The 18001-nt window shown below is 50.7% G+C and carries 15 protein-coding genes; 4 read left to right on the top strand and 11 right to left on the bottom strand.

The annotated features are described in order from the left end of the window. Positions 1 to 7: 7 nt before the first annotated feature. Genes SIC18_RS04180 through SIC18_RS04165 form a run of 4 tightly spaced genes read left to right on the top strand, consistent with a single transcriptional unit; the run spans position 8 to position 4869 of the window. A complete protein-coding gene (locus SIC18_RS04180; protein ID WP_048347785.1) occupies positions 8 to 1045 on the top strand; it encodes an SAM-dependent methyltransferase in 1038 nt (345 codons plus the stop codon). After that, positions 1045 to 2109 carry a Glu/Leu/Phe/Val dehydrogenase dimerization domain-containing protein gene (locus SIC18_RS04175; protein ID WP_413430257.1) on the top strand — a complete coding sequence of 355 codons (1065 nt, stop codon included), beginning with the start codon at positions 1045 to 1047 and terminating at the stop codon, positions 2107 to 2109. Before SIC18_RS04180 ends, SIC18_RS04175 begins: the two co-directional genes overlap by 1 nt. After that, a complete protein-coding gene (locus SIC18_RS04170) occupies positions 2106 to 3293 on the top strand; it encodes an FAD-dependent oxidoreductase (RefSeq protein ID WP_413430256.1) in 1188 nt (395 codons plus the stop codon). The genes SIC18_RS04175 and SIC18_RS04170 overlap by 4 nt, the downstream gene beginning before the upstream one ends. A gap of 10 nt (positions 3294 to 3303) precedes the next feature. Further along, positions 3304 to 4869 (top strand): BCCT family transporter, encoded by a 1566-nt coding sequence (locus SIC18_RS04165; RefSeq protein ID WP_413430255.1) that lies wholly within the window; start codon positions 3304 to 3306, stop codon positions 4867 to 4869. Here the strand turns inward: SIC18_RS04165 and SIC18_RS04160 are convergent. From SIC18_RS04160 to fabI, 11 genes are all read right to left on the bottom strand, one after another. Further along, positions 4854 to 6041 (bottom strand): MFS transporter, encoded by a 1188-nt coding sequence (locus SIC18_RS04160; protein ID WP_413430254.1) that lies wholly within the window; start codon positions 6039 to 6041, stop codon positions 4854 to 4856. The genes SIC18_RS04165 and SIC18_RS04160 overlap by 16 nt on opposite strands. Positions 6042 to 6080: 39 nt before the next feature. After that, positions 6081 to 6800, bottom strand: a complete 720-nt coding sequence (locus SIC18_RS04155; protein WP_413430253.1) for an SIMPL domain-containing protein — start codon at positions 6798 to 6800, stop codon at positions 6081 to 6083. Positions 6801 to 7355: 555 nt separating this feature from the next. Next, the gene (locus SIC18_RS04150; RefSeq protein ID WP_413430252.1) at positions 7356 to 7724 is read right to left on the bottom strand and encodes a response regulator; all 369 of its coding nucleotides are present in this window, start codon (positions 7722 to 7724) and stop codon (positions 7356 to 7358) included. A 283-nt stretch (positions 7725 to 8007) separates the two neighbouring features. Continuing rightward, positions 8008 to 8634, bottom strand: coding sequence for a helix-turn-helix domain-containing protein (locus tag SIC18_RS04145; RefSeq protein ID WP_413430251.1), 627 nt, complete (start codon positions 8632 to 8634; stop codon positions 8008 to 8010). Continuing rightward, the gene (locus SIC18_RS04140; protein ID WP_413430250.1) at positions 8567 to 8938 is read right to left on the bottom strand and encodes a hypothetical protein; all 372 of its coding nucleotides are present in this window, start codon (positions 8936 to 8938) and stop codon (positions 8567 to 8569) included. The genes SIC18_RS04145 and SIC18_RS04140 overlap by 68 nt, the downstream gene beginning before the upstream one ends. Positions 8939 to 9295: 357 nt before the next feature. Further along, positions 9296 to 10735: a sensor histidine kinase gene (locus tag SIC18_RS04135; RefSeq protein WP_413430249.1), complete on the bottom strand. Its 1440-nt coding sequence runs from the start codon at positions 10733 to 10735 to the stop codon at positions 9296 to 9298. A 137-nt stretch (positions 10736 to 10872) separates the two neighbouring features. Continuing rightward, positions 10873 to 13821: a vanadium-dependent haloperoxidase gene (locus tag SIC18_RS04130; RefSeq protein ID WP_413430248.1), complete on the bottom strand. Its 2949-nt coding sequence runs from the start codon at positions 13819 to 13821 to the stop codon at positions 10873 to 10875. Between the two features lie 227 nt (positions 13822 to 14048). Further along, on the bottom strand, positions 14049 to 15572 hold the full coding sequence (locus tag SIC18_RS04125) for a carotenoid oxygenase family protein (protein ID WP_413430247.1): 1524 nt from the start codon (positions 15570 to 15572) through the stop codon (positions 14049 to 14051). Positions 15573 to 15620: 48 nt separating this feature from the next. Further along, positions 15621 to 16226, bottom strand: a complete 606-nt coding sequence (gene hisB, locus SIC18_RS04120; RefSeq protein ID WP_413430509.1) for an imidazoleglycerol-phosphate dehydratase HisB — start codon at positions 16224 to 16226, stop codon at positions 15621 to 15623. 54 nt (positions 16227 to 16280) lie between these two features. Further along, positions 16281 to 17150 carry a bestrophin family ion channel gene (locus SIC18_RS04115; protein ID WP_413430246.1) on the bottom strand — a complete coding sequence of 290 codons (870 nt, stop codon included), beginning with the start codon at positions 17148 to 17150 and terminating at the stop codon, positions 16281 to 16283. 26 nt (positions 17151 to 17176) lie between these two features. Continuing rightward, positions 17177 to 17959: an enoyl-ACP reductase FabI gene (gene fabI, locus SIC18_RS04110; RefSeq protein ID WP_048347778.1), complete on the bottom strand. Its 783-nt coding sequence runs from the start codon at positions 17957 to 17959 to the stop codon at positions 17177 to 17179. Between the last annotated feature and the right edge of the window lie 42 nt (positions 17960 to 18001).

The raw sequence follows: 18001 nt of genomic DNA, 5'->3' as shown, positions 1-18001 counted from the left end.
GAGGTCTATGGCCATCGCCATGACCACGGGTTACAGCGCGCAAACCGAAGGCGCACGCCTCTGCATCGATGCCGCCTCGGACTGGGCCCTGACTTGTGTTGATCAATTAACGAACGATTGCAGCCATGTGCTGATGGATTACGGCGCTGCCGACGGCGGCACCGCTGTTGGGCTGTGGTCTCAGGTCTTAGATCAGCTGCACAAACGACAGCCCAAAGCCCATCTCACTTTGATCGGCAACGATCTGCCCAGTAACGACAACGTTGCTTTAGCCGAAAATATTGCCAAGCAGCTGGGGAGGCCCCCCAATCCCACCGTGCTGGTGAGTGCTCGCAGCTTTTATGAGCCCCTTGTGGCCCCTGAAACCGTGAGTTTCGGATTCTCAGCCACAGCGATGCATTGGTTGAGTGAATCCCCTGGCCCCCTCAACACGCACACCCACGTGCTCGCCTCAGACGACAAAGAGGCCCTTGAGCGATTCACCGCTCAAGCCATGAAGGACTGGGCCAGCATCCTCGAACTGCGCAGCGTGGAGCTCGCCGTGGGCGGTCGCCTCCTGACCGTGAATTTGTCCCGTGATGACGAGGGCCGTTACCTCGGTCACAACGGCGGCGTGACGCGCAATGTCCACGACCAGCTGCATCAGATCTGGCGTGGCCTCGCTGATGAAGGTGTGATCAGCGAAGAGATCTACCGCAAAGGCACGATCCTGAACTTCTACAAGTCTCCAGAGGAGTTCATGGCTCCCCTGAAGGACAAGACGTCAGCGGCCTACCTCAATGGTCTAAGGCTCGTTGATGAGCGCACCGTTCACGTCCCCTGCCCCTATCGCAAGCGTTGGGACGAAGACGCTGACACCGCAGCCTTCGCCGAGGGACTGATGGCGACGATCCGTAGCTGGAGCCGCCACAGTTTCGCCTCAGTGGCTGGTGATGAGACAGCGGATCTCGTCTACGAGCGTCTCAAGCAGCGCATTGCAGAGTCTCCAGAGGAGTGGAGTCTGGATTACGTAGAGCATCACCAAATCATGGAGCGTGTGGCCTGATGACCATGGCCTCTCTGCAATCCGCCGGCACCCCTGCGGTGTCGGTGTTGGCTCAACATGTCTCCGATCATCTATCGGTGTTTGTCGTAGCCGAAAGCAGCGATACCGGCAAACCCGCTAACGGTGGATTGCGGCTGCTGAATTACTCCAGCGATGAAGCCTGCATCGCTGATGGGCATCGGTTGGCCAGTCTGATGACCCATAAGCACGATCTCTATGGAACGGGCTTCGCTGGCGGCAAGATTGTCGCCAGGGCTGCGGAGCCTGCCTCTGTCAAAGATGAGTTGATCAGCATCACCGCTGGGCTGCTCCAATCCTTGGATGGAGCCATGATCACCGGCTGTGATCTCAACACAAGCCTGGAAGACATGGAGCGACTGATGTCGCTCACCCCCCATGTGTTGGCTGCCGTCGGAAGCCCTGTGGATGCAAGCGCTGCTACTGCCTTTGGGACAGTGGGTGCCGTTGAGGCGGTGCTCGCACAATCTCTGACAGAAGCCAAGCCAGGCAAGGCCCTGGTGCATGGATGCGGAGCTGTGGGTGGAACGGTGGCGAAAACCTTGATCCAGCATGGCTGGCAGGTCTGCACCGTCGATATGAATTCAGAGCGGGCGGGGCTTCCAGGAGCGACACCCCTACCCCCCAGCAGTCCGTGGTGGGAACAGGAACTCGACCTCCTGTTGCCCTGCTCCATCTCAGGCCTGATCGACCCGGAAATGGCCAGCGCTTTGCAGGTCAAAGCGATTGTTCCAGCCGCCAATGCTCCTTTCCAGCAGCCCGAAATTGCCGATGATCTGCGACGCCGCAGCATCCGCGTCCTGCCCGATCCACTCGTGAATGCCGGGGCCGTGATTGCCGACTCGATCGAGCGCTTCTCGCCTGAGGCTTGGGAGCAAGCCACACCTCAGAAGGTGTACGACTTTGTGCGCCATGAAGTGCGTCAGCGCGCTACTGATTTCTTAAAACAACGAGGAGATGGCCTCACGGTCAGTGACGCTCTGGTTGAAGTTGCCGCCCACACCGGTAAAGATCCCATAGGACTCAGCTTCGGACTAGCCGCATGACATCCACCTCTCTCCCCGCCAGCGCAGCAGTGGTGATCATCGGAGGCGGCATGGCCGGCCTCAGCTGTGCCGCATCACTCGCGCGCCGAGGAATCAGCGACGTGATTCTTCTTGAAGGCAAAACGCTGGCCCACGCACGAGCCAGCAGCTTCGGCGAGACCCGAATGTTCCGGGAGATGTATTCCGACCCGGTGCTCTGCCGTCTTGCCCAAGAAGCCAATCGCCTTTGGCGGGAAGAGGAGACCCATGCCGGAGAAATTTTGCGTGACACCCATGGGCTTCTTTTTTACGGAGAAAGCTGGGATGAGGAGACGATCGAAGGATCGATCCCTGGAGCTCGCAAGGTAATGGATGATCAGGGCATTCCCTACGAAGCCCTGAGTGCCGCTCAGATCGCAGAGCGCTTCCCGCTGAAACCCAAGGCCCATTTCACCGGATTATTCGAACCCACCGCTGGTGCCGTCCGCAGCGACAAAGTTATTGCCCATTGGGTTCGTACCGCCCGTCATGCAGGCCATCAGGTCATTGAACACAGTCCTGTTAGCAGCATTGATGCTGATGGCGGCGGCGTCACACTCGAAGACGGTCATCACATCAATGCAGGGCATGTTGTTGTGGCCTGCGGCATCTGGAGTCAACTCCTACTGGCCCCATTAGGACTTGCGCCAAAGCTTGAAATCTGGCCGATGCTCTGGGCCCATTACACCGTGGATCCAGCTCTCGCCAGCCGTTACCCCCAGTGGTTTTGTTTCCAACAAGAGCGCGGCGATGACGGAGGCCTCTATTACGGCTTCCCCTCCCTCAGCACCACCGCTGACGGGCGTCCTCGCATCAAAGCCGGGATCGACTGGTCTCCCCAGGAGCTCCGCGTCGCCGAACCCAATGCCATGTGCACCGAAGCGCCGGCACGCCTCCTGGAGCTCCTGGATACCTTCCTGTTCAACGAACTGGACGGCGTGCAAGAGCGGGTGGAAACGGTGATGAGCCCTTACTCCATGACCAGCGATGTGAATTTCGTGTTGGACCGGCTCACCCCCAAACTGAGCCTGTTTGCCGGTGGATCCGGCCAATCGTTCAAATTTGCGCCGCTGATTGGTGATTCACTGGCCCGTCTTGCCAGCGGCGAACAACCCGCTGCAGACATCTCCTGCTGGAGCCATCAACGCGACGCCGTCCGCGCCTGAATCTTTACTGATGCGACCTTTGTCTGAATCCCCCACCCCCGTCCGCTCGTCTTTGAGCCAACCACCCCTTTGGGTTGGTGCCATTCCGCTGCTGGTTTTTCTGCTTGTCTCCGCCATCGATCTGGCGTTAGCGAAGCACTTCACGGAAACCGGCAAAACCATCGTCAGCCACTCGCTCGGGGGGCTCTGGCAATGGATGGTGATGCTGCTGTTCCTGATCGCCCTTGCCATTGCCATCAGTCCGGTCGGGAAACTTCGGCTTGGGGGAGCAACAGCAAAGCCCAGTCTGAAATTTTTCGATTGGTGTGCCGTCTTGATTTGCACCCTGCTCGCGGGCGGCGGTGTGTTCTGGTCTGCAGCGGAGCCTCTCTACCACTTCCAAACCCCCTCCCCTGTCTTTGAGGGAGTGGTGGGAAGCACAGCGGCAGCTGTTGATCCGGCTCTAGCCGTGAGCTTTCTGCACTGGGGCTTTCTCGCCTGGGCGCTCGTGGCCACCACCACCACGATTACCTTTTCCATTTTGGAACAACGCGGCGAACCGCTGCGGCCTCGCACTCTCCTCGTCAACATCCTTCCAAAGGGTTGGGTGAATGGTCCGATTGGAGATCTTGCCGATGGCCTGTCGGTTGTTGCGGCCATCGCAGGCACGGTTGGCCCTCTGGGTTTCCTGTCGCTTCAACTCAGTAATGCGGCAGGACAACTCCCATGGCTGAGCGATAGTGCCGGACTTCAGTCCCTGGTGGTGGTTCTGCTGACTGCAGTCTTTGCCACATCCACCGTGAGTGGAATCCAAAAAGGGATTAAGTGGCTGTCGGAGCTCAATGTGTGGCTCACGCTCGTATTAGGGGCCGGGTTGCTGATCCTCGGTCCTGGCCTCTGGCTGATCCAGCATTTTTTCAGCGGTTTTTGGACCTACTTGCTGCATCTGCCTCAAATGGCCTTGATGCCGCGATCTGACGTCACTGAACCCTGGTTGAACAGCTGGACTGTTTTCTACTGGGGCTGGTTTTTGGGCTATGCGCCACTCATGGGGCTGTTCACGGCGGGAGTGAGTCGCGGCCGCAGCATCCGTGAACTTGTTCTCGCGGTAGCCATCCTCTGCCCGATCGTGACCAATCTCTGGTTCACCTTGCTTGGTGGAACTGGAATGAACCTGGAACTCGCAGGGTCAGGCATCAGTGATGCACTGGCGCAAAACGGGGCTGCTGCCGCCTTGCTTGCGATCCTGAGTGCGCTTCCCCTCTCAGGCTTGCTTATCCCAATCGGGCTTCTGTTGGTGGTGCTGTTCATGTGCACAAGTGCCGATTCGATGAGTTATGCCGCCGCCATGGTGGTGAGCGGACGCAATGAGCCATCGCAGAGGTTGAGGTTGTTCTGGGCCTTGATGATCGGCAGCCTCACCTTGGTGTTGTTGAGAATCGGAACGGGCTTAGGGGACAGCACCTCCATTGATGCCCTCCAAGCCTTCATCGTGATCACAGCAGTGCCTGTCACACCACTGGTGTTGTTCACGCTGTGGAGCGCTCCAAGACTCGCTTTCAAGGAATGGCAACGCAGCGGTCAAGCTGCTGAATGAGCAGGCACGCTGCTGAACTGAATCCAAGCCGCGACCGCGACGCCAAAGAGGCCAAAGAGGCCATAAACCATAAGGACCGGACTGAGGTCACCCGGTCCTGAGGCCTCAAGGATCAACCCCGACACGATCGACATCACCCCGCCCGTCACGGTGCCAGTGGTATTCACGATGGCCACGGTGAGGGCGGTTTGACCTGGAGGTGCTGCGGCTTCGGCAATGGGGAACGCTAGGACCGAGGACCCAAGCCCAAGACCGAGGCCAAGCGCTGCCAGCAACAACAGGCCTCCGGCTTGATTGGGAAGCTGGAGCAAAGCGATCAATGCCAACACACTCATGCCGGTCCCCATGAGCAACACCAGCCCGCGGCGGCTTGAGCGACTACCAATCCAACCAGCCAACACCATCCCAATTCCGATCCCAAACGACATCGTCAGGGACATCCACTGCGTGCGCTCAGCGCCCCAAACACGCAATCCTGAAATCAGCCCGTACTGGGCCAAACCAAACACAAAACCACCACCCCAGGCGTACATCAAACAAGCCTTGATCACCGTGCCAACACCAGCCCGGTCCCAGTGCACAGTGCTGACCAAGCGTCCATCGTTGTGGGGCTCAGGAGATGGCAAACCGCGGCCAAGGACCATCACAGGCACCACCACCATCACGGCCAGAAAAAGAGCTTGAAAGACCACCAACTGGCGCCAAACCGTCCAGGGAAACACCAGCGGAATCAGAGCAGCAAAGACAGCACCCCAACCAAGCAAGCTATCGGTGAGCCCCATCGCCAAGGCAAATCTGTTCTGCGGCAAGGCGCGACGTGCCAACAAGGCCGATGCAGGAAAGGCCACAGCACAGGCAACCCCTGTTCCCATACGGCTGAGCATCAGCCCAACAAGATCGGTACTGAACGCAAAGGTCAGACTGAACCCGGAGGCCATCAAAGCGGCAATCCAGATCCAGCGATCAACTCGACCCTGGTCGAGCAGCCGCCCGACGGGAATCTGCAGCAAACCATAGGGAACCAGGAAGCTTCCAGCGATCAAGGAGACCTGACTCGCCGAGAGCTGCAGATCACGGCCAAGCGCATGGTCATAAAACTGAAAACTGGTCTCTGCCCAGATCAGCCAGGCCACAAACAGCAAGCTGACCAACCAGAGGCGGCGATTGGGCATGCGGGCACAAACAACACCACTTGAGTGTGTCCACCACCATCAGCGCAGGCAATAATCCAAACCAAGCGTGAGGGATCGCTGGGGTTTGGGGGCCTCGTCTGAGCGAAACGCTGGCTTAGACATCCTTGCCTCTGCATAGGCGACTGGCCGCACAACACCACTGCGTTGGTTGATTCGCAGGAGGTCCACGCGGCCCAACCCCAAGGCGCTCGCAGCGTCGTTCGCGCGGCGACGCCCTTTCTTCAAGGCCCGTTTCAGCAACTGATCATCCAAGGCCGCACCGCCGCTGCTGGAGGCCAGTGATGTCATGCCTTGGAGGCGCACTCCAGGCAGGCGACCCGCCAATTGAATCAGCGCATCGTAATTGTCGCGACTCACTTCACCACCAATACGCGTCGTGGCTCTCTCCAGCTTGGGACTGGAGGAACTGCCACTTCCATAGGAATAGCTGCGTGGAGCGGGAATGCTCAAGGCATCAAGAACGAAGGGTCCCAGCTCTTGCCGCGCCCGATCAAGTCGCTGATTGAGAAGCGCAATCGCGGCCGCTTTGGAAGGAGCTTCCGCTAGCAATCCAAGCGAGAAGCGAAAGCGATCGCTGGATGTGGTGACGCTTTCCAGAACCTGAATTTCCAATAATGTGCCATTACAGACCCTTACTGATGCAAGAGCTGGTGAAGCCGACCAAAAGGCGACCTGAAACCCAAGCGGTGTAATCACTGCAGGCATGGTGAAAGCAATTTTCCGGAAAGAACGCCACATCGATTGTTGAAACATATGAAACACAGCAATCAAACACTCCTAACAAAAACCAGAGGCAATGCATGAATAAGACTTCACCATTGCATTTGTACTTAGAGCCAACTTGTTACAAGCTCGGACAATACAATTACAATGAATGGGAAAGATCACACAATCATTGGCATCCTCAAAGCTTCTAACCTTCAAGGACAACTCATCGCAAGACTCGGCGCCACATCCAAACAAAACACGAAACCAAGAGAGTCCAACCGCGAACTCTCATCCAGAGGTCGAGCCATAAAGCCTCAGCAGCAAGCACTCATCACCAACTTAAGCCCCATACATCAAGACTTGACAAAAAGAAAACCCTGAGGAGACAAACACAAACTGACCCATTTTCCGGGCAATCCAAAAGAAGCAAAGATCGGCATAGAGCGATGGAGCAATGACAAATATTTACCAATAATGCAATACGACTTGAGGCCAAACAGCCAATAAAAAGCAAGCAAAAATGCTCATAAAAAACATTATCAACAACAAAAAATTCGCGCTACCACGATCACTCCCAAAAACAACTTATGCCTTTGCAAAACAACTTGAAACAATCTTCTCGAGATCATTAAACAGATCAGATTTCACAAAGTAATCGGTTGCGCCAGCATCGAGAGCCTGCTTCTTGATGTCAGTGTCACAAAGACTTGTACAGACAAATACACAACCTTTAAACCCAAGCAACCTTAAGCGTTTAACACAATCAATGCCATTCATCTGAGGCAAAAGCAAATCCACGAAAATACCAGCCGATGGATTAGCAGAGGCATAATCGATCAGATCAAAGGCATTGTCAAAAAAACAAGAAGTGATGCCTAACTCATCCAATTCAACCTGCAGGGCTGATCGGATACGAGGATCATCATCAACAACAAGAAGGGGAATCGTAGACATTAGCGCAGCTTTCGTTAAATGAATTGAATCACAGAGAAGCAACCCGGGGCGTAGGTCACACTACCAACTTGGCAAAAGGCAGCTGATTCTTCAATAATTTTATCCTAACTACTCATTAACACAAGTCAATTATGTTCAAAAATAAAAATGCATCTAATGCATTTTCCAACACTAACACAAAAGGACCACAAGCTGATATTCAGTCGACATATCAATTAGCACAAAACACATATCATTCAGACAAGCGAGAGGATTGTCAATGCTTCGAATAGTCAATCAAGTTTCAAGAGCGAGTGCGTCGAGAACGAGTGTTTCTAGGCAACTCACCAAACAATTGCTTATATTTAGCCGAAATACGGCCGCTATGCTGGAGTCCAACCTCTTCGCAGGCAGAGGATATATCCATTCCATTAATAATCTTATCTCTCAACCTATTAAGTCTTAATTCCTGCAGTACTTGCAAAGGTGTACGACTCATAACGGCCTGAAAAGCAACCTGCAAAGTGCGACCAGAGACACTACAGGCGATGCAGAGATCAGAAAGAGTAATATTTTCACTAATATTGTTCTCCATGTAAGAAAGTGCAATCTGCACATAACTAGGCTGCGATTGAGCCTGCTTTCCGCCAACAAGCACATCTGGCTCAACACTAATCAATGTGGCCAATAGCGATACAATTGATTCTTCAAGTGGCTGAAGAACTCGAAGGCTACCGACCTCATCCCCAAGGGCGAAGAACTTCAACAACTGATTAGCGCAAGCCAATACAAGTTGCTCATGCCCAGGGATAGCGTCATGAAGAGTAAGAAGACTAGGCAGCTGCGTGCCATGCTTGATAGACTCAGATAACAAATATTCTGACTTTATATGAAAAATATAACCAGAAAAAAAACTCCGCTGCTGGAGCAAGTTTTATTGACTCTCCAGGAAGAAGAATAAAAGCAAGACGCTGAGGATTTGAGAAAATCTCACGATTGCCCGCCATACCCCTAAAAAGGCCAACATCGGAAATGCCAAAAGAAAAAAGATCTTGGGGATTTCGAGCAAGAATACTTTTTACAGACCCTTTAGAGCTAACTTTGACAATCGATAAATTAGTTCCTAGATACTCAGACCCTGTAACTTCAAGCGTTGTATCATCAACTTCAGACTGAAAACGGGGATCAATGCTAGCAACCCATGCAGAAAGGCATTGATCAACTTCAAGTTTCACGATACCTCCAGACGCTTTCTTTCTAAATTATAATACCCCTTTTTCATCAAGCAGGGGTAGAGATGTCGCTTGAATGGCCCCTCTATAAAAAAGATATGCACAAAACGCATTGATCAAAAAAGCAAGACAGGAGCCCTCTTGGCCGTATATTATCTAAAATTAGCGAACTCATCGAAACCATAAGTAAGCAAAGATTGTCAACGGAGCATTAAAAGCAAAAGAATAAACGCACAAATATTTCTTCAATATTCATGAAGCCCCAAGCGAACAAAGTTGATATTAGTCACAATTCAATAGGCTCAATATCATCAATCAGAGAAGTGACTGGGGCCAACACACAAATTACAACTCTATTGGTCACTCAATAGGAAATTCAAAGCGCATGATCGTCCCGCTTTTGCCAGAAGACAAGATAAAGATGCTGCCATTCATAAGCCTTACAATTTGATGAACCAAGGCCAGTCCAATTCCGCTTCCTGGAACATCGGCTAAATCACTTTTACCACGTTGAAAAGGCTTAAATATTGTCCTTTGATCCTCCTGAGAGATGCCAGGCCCATGATCCTTTACATCAAAACAAATATTACAATCATCAGAGGTGATCGACAACTCTATAGGTGTATCGCCAGGAGAATATTTTGAAGCATTTTCCAAAACATTGATAATGCATTGACGCAAGCGGGCTGAATTAACAGAAATCAGTACAGTATCAACCATACTCAAATCCTCTTGAGAAGGCGTTAGAACTCGATCTCCCCAAGCCAATGGTTCAAGTTCTGAAGATAGGTCCGCAATGACATCTATTGCCTTTACTGAACTCAGTTTAAGTTTGAGACTACCTGATTCACTTCGCGCTAAATCAACTAAATCTCGAACCAAATGATCAGCATCCCAAACTTCCTTTCGAATAGAAGCAAGAAGTTTACGATCAGACTCTGAAAGATCTGTCAAATGTCGATCAAGGCGTCTTGCAGAACTATTAATCAAGGTGAGCGGAGTGATTAATTCATGGCTAACCGCACGTATAAATAACAATTGATTGCTCCAAGATTTTTGCAAACGATCCGCAAGCCCATTGTAGGATTTCACAATTCCTTGAAGTTCAGATGGTTGAGACTCAATGGGCACCCGTTTGTCTGAAACAAGCCCAGACGCCCGAAGACTCATGTCGTCCATAACGGATTCAAGCTTGGTTAAAGGCAGCAAAGAGCTGGTTAACAATCTCCGGATTAGGACAGTGGCAATGGCAACAGCAAAGATCCAAACGACAAGTAAGAAGATCAAATTCTCTTGACGTCCCGCAGGGCTCACGCCTACATCTTCGAGGAATCGTAGTACTCCCTGGTTACCTGGTAAAGGCATAGAGCACGTGAAATAGGTTTGCCCATCAAACACAAAGCTTCTAGGTTTTTGCATTCCAGAAGCATTGACACCTGCTGCTTCTAAGAGTTTTGGGCTACCAAAAAACTGTTGAACAGGAGCCGTATTAGGGAATAGAGGGTCCTTCGTCGGTCGACTCAACCATACCAATACACGAGTAGCTGAAAAATTATTCAAAATCTGTCTATAACGTTGATTGTCGAGAGTCTCATCTTGACTACCCGGTGTCTGCTTTACGTCATCAAATTCATTTTTGATTGCCATGGCAGTTGCCATCACTAATCGCTCATGTCGTTGCAAGCGATCACGTTTTATGATTTGGTCAGTAGCAATTAATAAGATCCCAAAACTAATCGTAAAGAGGCCTACCAATGAATATCCGAGACGTCTGCGGATTGAAATATTGCTTTTAGTCATACGGTACCGTCAATCAATGCCTTTTTAGCGCTGACCTGCAGACGAAACAACCCCATGGCTTCGGATGACTCACAACTCGCTGGAGAGAAAGCCAAAAGAGCCTATCTGGTGTATTCAAAGATTTCGAACAGCAAGGATCATACCAACATCGATAGATTTACATTCTCTGAATTCCAATATCCGTCCAGTTTAAACAACAAACGATCATTAAGAGAAACATCCGTAAATGGCTCTGTGGCAGATATGATGAATTGAATATCATCGATAGACTCACCTGGCTGAAAAATGGTCTCAACCAACTCAATCTTTTCCATGCTTTCGTAATCACGCACACTCACCAAACCTGTTTCATAGATTTGAAAAGTGTCCGTTCCGAAACCACCATAAAGCTCCCATAGTGATTCTCCTTTTGCCATGAGAGTATCATCACCACCAAAAGCATACAATTGCTGAACAGAATTTGCATCAAAATCTTCTGAAGGTAGTCCCGTCAAAATATCATCTACCATCGTTCCAAATGATTGAAATGGAAGCGAGCTTACTTCTTCAAGAGAAAGGCCTTGCTCAAGACTATCTATCTTTTGACTCACTTTTGGTCCAGCCCTATTCCCAATTATTTGACCTTGAAGATCTCCATCTGCAGCATGAATACCACCATATAATCTTGAAATTCCAGCTTGGGCAGAGGCTTCTGAAAAGAAAACAGCTGAAATAACAATATCTTCACCAGAGCCTGGCATGCCATCAAAGCCATTAATAGAATATATGGAATCATCGTCCTTTATAATTACTTCAAAATCAAAATAATTGCTTCCAAAATAATCAATCAGAAAATAATTAGCGGCACTACTAAAAGCCGAATGACCTGATGGAGTATCCGGAAAAGGCGGTGTTTCTAAATAAGGTTTCCATTCACTTGCCAGCGTTCCGTCGCTTAAGACTGTATCAGGTTCATATTGGGGGATTGATGTACCAGGTCGAACTGATTGATATTTATATTTTGTTGCCCAGGTAGCTATTCCCGCATCGAACATAGATTGAGATACACCAAAAAGGACCTTCAGAGACTCATCAAGGTTAAGATTGCGACTATTAGATAGATTAATGGCTATTTCATGCCAATAACCTGGAGGGAATGCAGTACCTTCTCCACCTTCATAAAGCTCAGCAATTGCTTTTTCTTTTGGTGTGAGACTAATACCAATATCCCTGACTTCAATCAATTGGCGTATGAACTCCAGATCCAAATCACCTTGATCTGTGTATGGTGTAACAATCTCAGCTGGGATCATATCATTAGTGTCAATCGCAAATGTTGTCACCTCTCGCCACTGAGGAGTCAGCGCATTTTGCCCATTTAGAGGTATCCAGAATGAATCTATTTGCGAATTAGGATTATCAGGCTGATACACACTTACAGGAGGAATATATCCAGTAGTATCTTTATAAAACCCAAGCTGATTAGAGTTATCGCTCAATGCATACTGATTAATACTTGACGAAACAGTCTCTCCTATACTGGTTCCAATAGAGACAACTAAATCAGCAGTTTTCTTTACTGATAACAACTCAGCCGTACTAGCAAGACTTTCTGCCAATAGATCTTCAGCAGTACCAACTAAATCACCAGGTATTTGGTCTATAAACAATGAGGACTGAATTTCAGAGAACACATTAAATGCGGAAGTATCCATTGCCACTTGACGCACAGCTTTTTCCAGGAAGTCCTTAACATTTTTCGCAGAAGATTGATATAGACATTTGAATTTAGCCAAATCACTGCACGAAATCTCAAAACTCTTAAGTAGATCAATAAAGTTGTCTTGCTTATCGTGATTATAAATAGAGCCTACAGCCTTATCCTCAAAGACTGACCAAGAATCCCATTGGCTTGTATTGAGATAAGCAATCCAGCGGGTGACTGGAGTGGGGCCGCTGGATGAAGCAGTCGCAAAATCTAAAGCAAGGGTATTCCATGCTAAAAGATGATCAGATTTATCAAATACACCAGCTAGATTCTCTAAAGGCTGTATTTTCAATAATGAGTCATCAGACCAACTAGCTATATTTTCAATTGGCGAATTAAAGCGATCCGCAGAAGGAAATACATCCTGAAAAGAAGCACTGTTGACGCCAGGCTCATCTATTACATCTAACAAAGGAGCAAATAGTCTCTTTGCACTAAAATTCTGTGAGGAAGAATCAACAACAGGAATAAGAGACGAGCTAGCACTCTGAATGTCAGTCTCGGGTTGAATATTGAAAGATGTCGGCAGAGCATTGATATCTGAGATTTGCGAGGACGACTCTAAAGTGACATTGATCTCATTCCCGGCAGAGACGATCTGGGATTCAGGCAAAAAATCAACTGATTTCTGCTGAATATCACTATTTAATTCCAAGATAGAAGGCTCTATCTTAATGCCGCCACTGTAGCCCGCAGAAGGAAATACATCCTGAAAAGAAGCACTGTTGACGCCAGGCTCATCTATTACATCTAACAAAGGAGCAAATAGTCTCTTTGCACTAAAATTCTGTGAGGAAGAATCAACAACAGGAATAAGAGACGAGCTAGCACTCTGAATGTCAGTCTCGGGTTGAATATTGAAAGATGTCGGCAGAGCATTGATATCTGAGATTTGCGAGGACGACTCTAAAGTGACATTGATCTCATTCCCGGCAGAGACGATCTGGGATTCAGGCAAAAAATCAACTGATTTCTGCTGAATATCACTATTTAATTCCAAGGCAGAAAGCCCTACCTGAATATCACTATTTAACTCTAAGCTAGAAGTCTCTATCTGACTGTCACTAATTAGTTCCAAGCCAGAAGGCTCTATCTGAAGATCACTATTTAACTCCAAGCTAGAAGTCTCTACCTGAATGTCATCACTAAAGACCGATGAAATAAACTTTGGCTTTTCATCAATACTTGAATTAATACCAAAACCATACCCTCCCCGGCTTGCCCTCAAATAATAAACATGCTCATAAGAATTTTCTTTTAATTTCTTACCCCAGAAGGAATAAAGGGGCGAGGCATATCTATACTTTCGATTGCTCCTGAAAAAACTTGAGAAAAGCACTGATCAAGGATGCAAATTAAATATGAGCTTGATAATTGCACCCTACAGGCAAACAAAAGAGCTCGCAACTAGGCAAGAGAAATATTGCGCAAACAGAACATTACTGCGCAATCAGAACAACATTTATTTTAAATTTTTTAATTTACCAAAAAAAATGCATTTAGCAAGCTTTCCAGAAATACTTGCTGAATCGATCCACGCTGGCTTGGGAAGCTCTCATGATTAGATCATTCAATTTGTACTGAGGATTCGCTCCAGCTTCCATGTAAGCCATGGGGAATGGCTAAGGGTAATTCCAACAAAGCAACTTCGCTAAGGTCTCGCGCATCAAGAATATAGAGATCAGAGGCATCTCTAGCTCCATTCCACACTAAATCCAACACCCAGCCATCATCTTCAGAACTGGCATTGGGTCTGGGCACCATGAGTGGTTCGCTCACAAATCCACTGGGCGCCGCACTCCAAATACGCTTTTCACCGGTTTTAAGATCCAGCTTTTTAACAACTTGCAGTGGATCATTCCCTTGTTCACGAGCTGCAGCAGCCATCCAGGCGAAGCGGCAGGGAAGACCTTCTTGATTGGGGTTAACCATCGCGAATTCACAACAACGTTCGCTCAAACGAGTGGTCTCAACCTTTGCAGAATCGAGATTGATGCGGCACTGCTCGAGTAAGCCCTCGGGGATGAGGTCGAAATTCACATCAGCAAAATCTTGATCAGGACCGATCGAGGGAAAGTCGCTGTAATAGATGCTCTCCACGACAACATCTCCATCCTCTTCCCAGGCATTGAGGTGATGAAAGACGAAGCCGTCGGGAGCATCGATGACGCGTGGTTCCTGCCCAGCGAAAGCACCACTATCTCTGGGGATCAACCAGAATTTGGCCTTTGCATTGGGATTGGACGTGAGGCATTGAGCCGCTCCCTTTTGCCCAAGCACAAAGGGGAGAGGATTGAACGAGATCGCATTCTGTAGAAACACTGCCCAATTCGGAGTGATGGCGAAGTCATGCAGGAAGGCGAATCCGGCAAACGTATCCCGGCGATCACTGAGCAAATCACCGGCTCGAATCCCATCCGCAGCATTATCTTTTGTCGCAAATTCCATCAAGCGAACGGTGCTGCGAGGCCCGGTTTTCACCCCGAAGGTCACCATCCGCGGGTCACCGTGATGGCCAGGGTCGAAACGGGGGTGCGCGCTAAAAGCCTCACCTTTCTTGAGAACACCACCGAGGAGGGAGAGGCCCCTCGTTTCCAGGGTTTGGGGGTCTAAAGCGTGGGGTTCAGCGGCTTCCCATAAAGCCAAGAGGTCATCTCCAAGCCGAACCACACCGGTGTTGGCAATATTTTTGAGGCGTAGATCAAATGCATTCGCAAGCGGGCCGCCTGGCTTTTGGCTCCCAAAAACGCCGCGGAACAGCACCTTCCCTGCCGCCTCCTCAGCTTTCCAACCACTGGTGCGAACAAAGCGGTTGCTGCAGCGCACGCCTTCCGCGTCGAAGTGCAGAACTGTGATCATCCCATCACCATCAAACGGATGATGCACACGCTGACCATCCCGTTCCAAGCGGCCAGGTCCATTGCGATAGAGCGAACCGCGCAAAGCATCCGGCACCGCGCCCCGCACTGGCTTCAGGGGCACATCAGTGAGTTCTTCGTCCACGTTGCGGAAGGCACTAGACCATTCCGAGCGGTTGAAACGAGCAGAGGTGGGTGCAACGGTCACTGGGCTACCAGATGTGGGTTCCATCCTCTCGTAACAGACCATGAAGCGTGGCCCTACGCGAAGATCCGTTGGCTAAGAGCCACCCGCTTGCTCCAACACCCCCTTGCTGCTGGGCACCGATCCAGCCCGGCGAGGGTCAATCTCAGTCGCCATCCGAAGCGCCCTCGCGAAAGCCTTGAAACAGGCCTCAACAATGTGATGGGAGTTCACTCCATCCAACTGACGAATGTGCAAGGTGAGGCCTGAGTTATTGACGACAGCCACAAAAAACTCTTTCACCAATTCGGTGTCATAGGTCCCGATCTTCTGCGTTGGGATCGTGAGCCCCCAACTGAGATGGGGGCGTCCGGAGCAATCAAGAACCACCTGCACTAACGCTTCATCCAGCGGTGCCACAAAGTGGCCAAAGCGGTAGATCCCGCGACGATCACCCAGAGCCTTCGAGAGCGCCTGACCGACGGCAATCCCAACATCCTCATTGGTGTGATGGTCATCGATGTGCGTATCGCCACTTGCCGTGATCTCCAAATCGATCAGGCCATGGCTGCTGATCTGATGAATCATGTGATCGAGAAAGTGCACCCCTGTGCTGGCCTTACAGCTGCCGCTGCCGTCCAGCCCCAGTCGAACCCTCACATCGGTCTCGCCTGTAACGCGGTGAATCTCCCCAATACGCATGCATTCAGGCGCCCCTCGACGCCTCGTGACTGACTTGATCATCGCGAATAACGTTCAACGCAGCCAGGGCCCCTTTGTGGAAGAAGGTTGCGCCAGTGGGTCGGAGGCCCCAAGAAGATCGTGGCTGATCAGGGCACAAAACCGATCCATGGGTAAGGCGAACCGGGCATCAATGAACGGATTCTCAAGGAAGGTGCCGATCCGCTCAGCCATAAGAAAAATGAGAAACACCATCCACCCCACGAGCGCTGCAGTGATGGGGCCAATCGCATCCAGCTTGAGGAACACCAAATAGCCGTACACCCATGTCAACGCCCGGATGAAAAAGGTCGAGGACGTGGGGAGAGGCTGGTGGCGGATCCGTTCTAAACCTCCAAGGGCATTGGTGATCTCCTGCTGCACGCGTCCAAACTCACGGCTTTCGACACTGTCCAACCAACCATCCCGATGCAGCTTGAATTGCTCCTTTGCCATCTGCTGAAGCAGGAGTTGCACGCATGGGTTTTGAAATCCAAGCTCGAGAGCAAGCACATGGGCTGGTGCAGCGAGCACTGCCTCTTCACGATTAGAGCCGCGCAACTCAGCATTCAGGCACCACATCAACAGCACTACCTGCTGCAGAAGACGACGCCGTAAAGAAAGCGGCAGCTGTCTAGGCAAAACACGCGTGAGCAAATCACGCCAATTGCGACTTTGATTCACCATCGCCCCCCAGAGCACCCGCGCTTCCCACCAGCGGTTGTAGGCCTGGCTGTAACGAAAGCCAAGAAAAAGGCTGAGAAGCAAGCCAAGAACCTGCACCAACGTTTCCGGAAGCAACGTCCTCGCAATCGTTGCGTTCACAGGGAGGCTGAGCACGCATAGCAAGGTTGCGAGCAGCAAACTCCTCCCCTGGCGTCTCATCAACCACCAGGAGAGCTGCAAGTACTCAAGACATCCGCGCGGCCGAATCACATGCCATTGATGCAGTAACCAGCATCCACATAAATGGTTTGACCAGAAATGCCGCTCGACAAATCACTGAGCAGGAACGCAGCTGTGTTCCCAACTTCGTTTTGAGTGACCGTACGGCGCAGTGGCGCCTTCTCCTCCACGTTGTGAATCATGTCGAGGATCCCTCCAATCGCAGAACTCGCCAGCGTGCGAATCGGGCCAGCACTGATTGCATTCACGCGCACCTGCTTTTCGGGTCCAAGTTCAGCGGAGAGATAGCGAACGGAGGCTTCCAAAGCCGCCTTCGCCACACCCATCACGTTGTAGTTGGGAATCGCCCGCTCAGCGCCGAGGTAGGTCAAGGTCACCACACCCGCTTTCTCACTGAACAACGGTTTGGCGTGACGGCACAGAGGAGCAAGGGAATAAGCGCTGATTTCTAAAGCACGGGCAAATCCCTCTGCCGTGGTGGCACTGAAGTCGCCCACCAGTTCCTCTTTTCCCGCAAACGCCAAACAATGCACAAGGCCATCAAGCTGCCCCCACTTGTCCTTAATTTCAGCGAACACCGTCTCCATCTGAGCGGCATCCTGAACATTCAAAGGCAAAAACAACGAAGGCTCTAAGGGAGTCGTGAGCTCACGAACCTTGGTTTCAAACCGGCCCTTCTCATCAGGCAGATAGGTGATTCCGAGCTCGGCTCCAGCCGCTTTGAGCTGTTGCGCGATGCCCCAGGCGATCGAGCGATTGTTGGCGATGCCAGTAACAAGGATCTTCTTACCAGTGAGATCAAGAAGCATCAGGCCGCACCCCGGAGTGGTTGATGCGAGCGATTCTCTCCC

Origin of the sequence: Synechococcus sp. Cu2B8-bc1011, assembly GCF_047302735.1 — a bacterium.
In the GTDB taxonomy this organism is placed as follows: Bacteria; Cyanobacteriota; Cyanobacteriia; order PCC-6307; family Cyanobiaceae; genus Synechococcus_C.
Note: the sequence above shows the minus strand (reverse complement) of the source record. Positions and strands in the feature narration are given on the sequence as shown.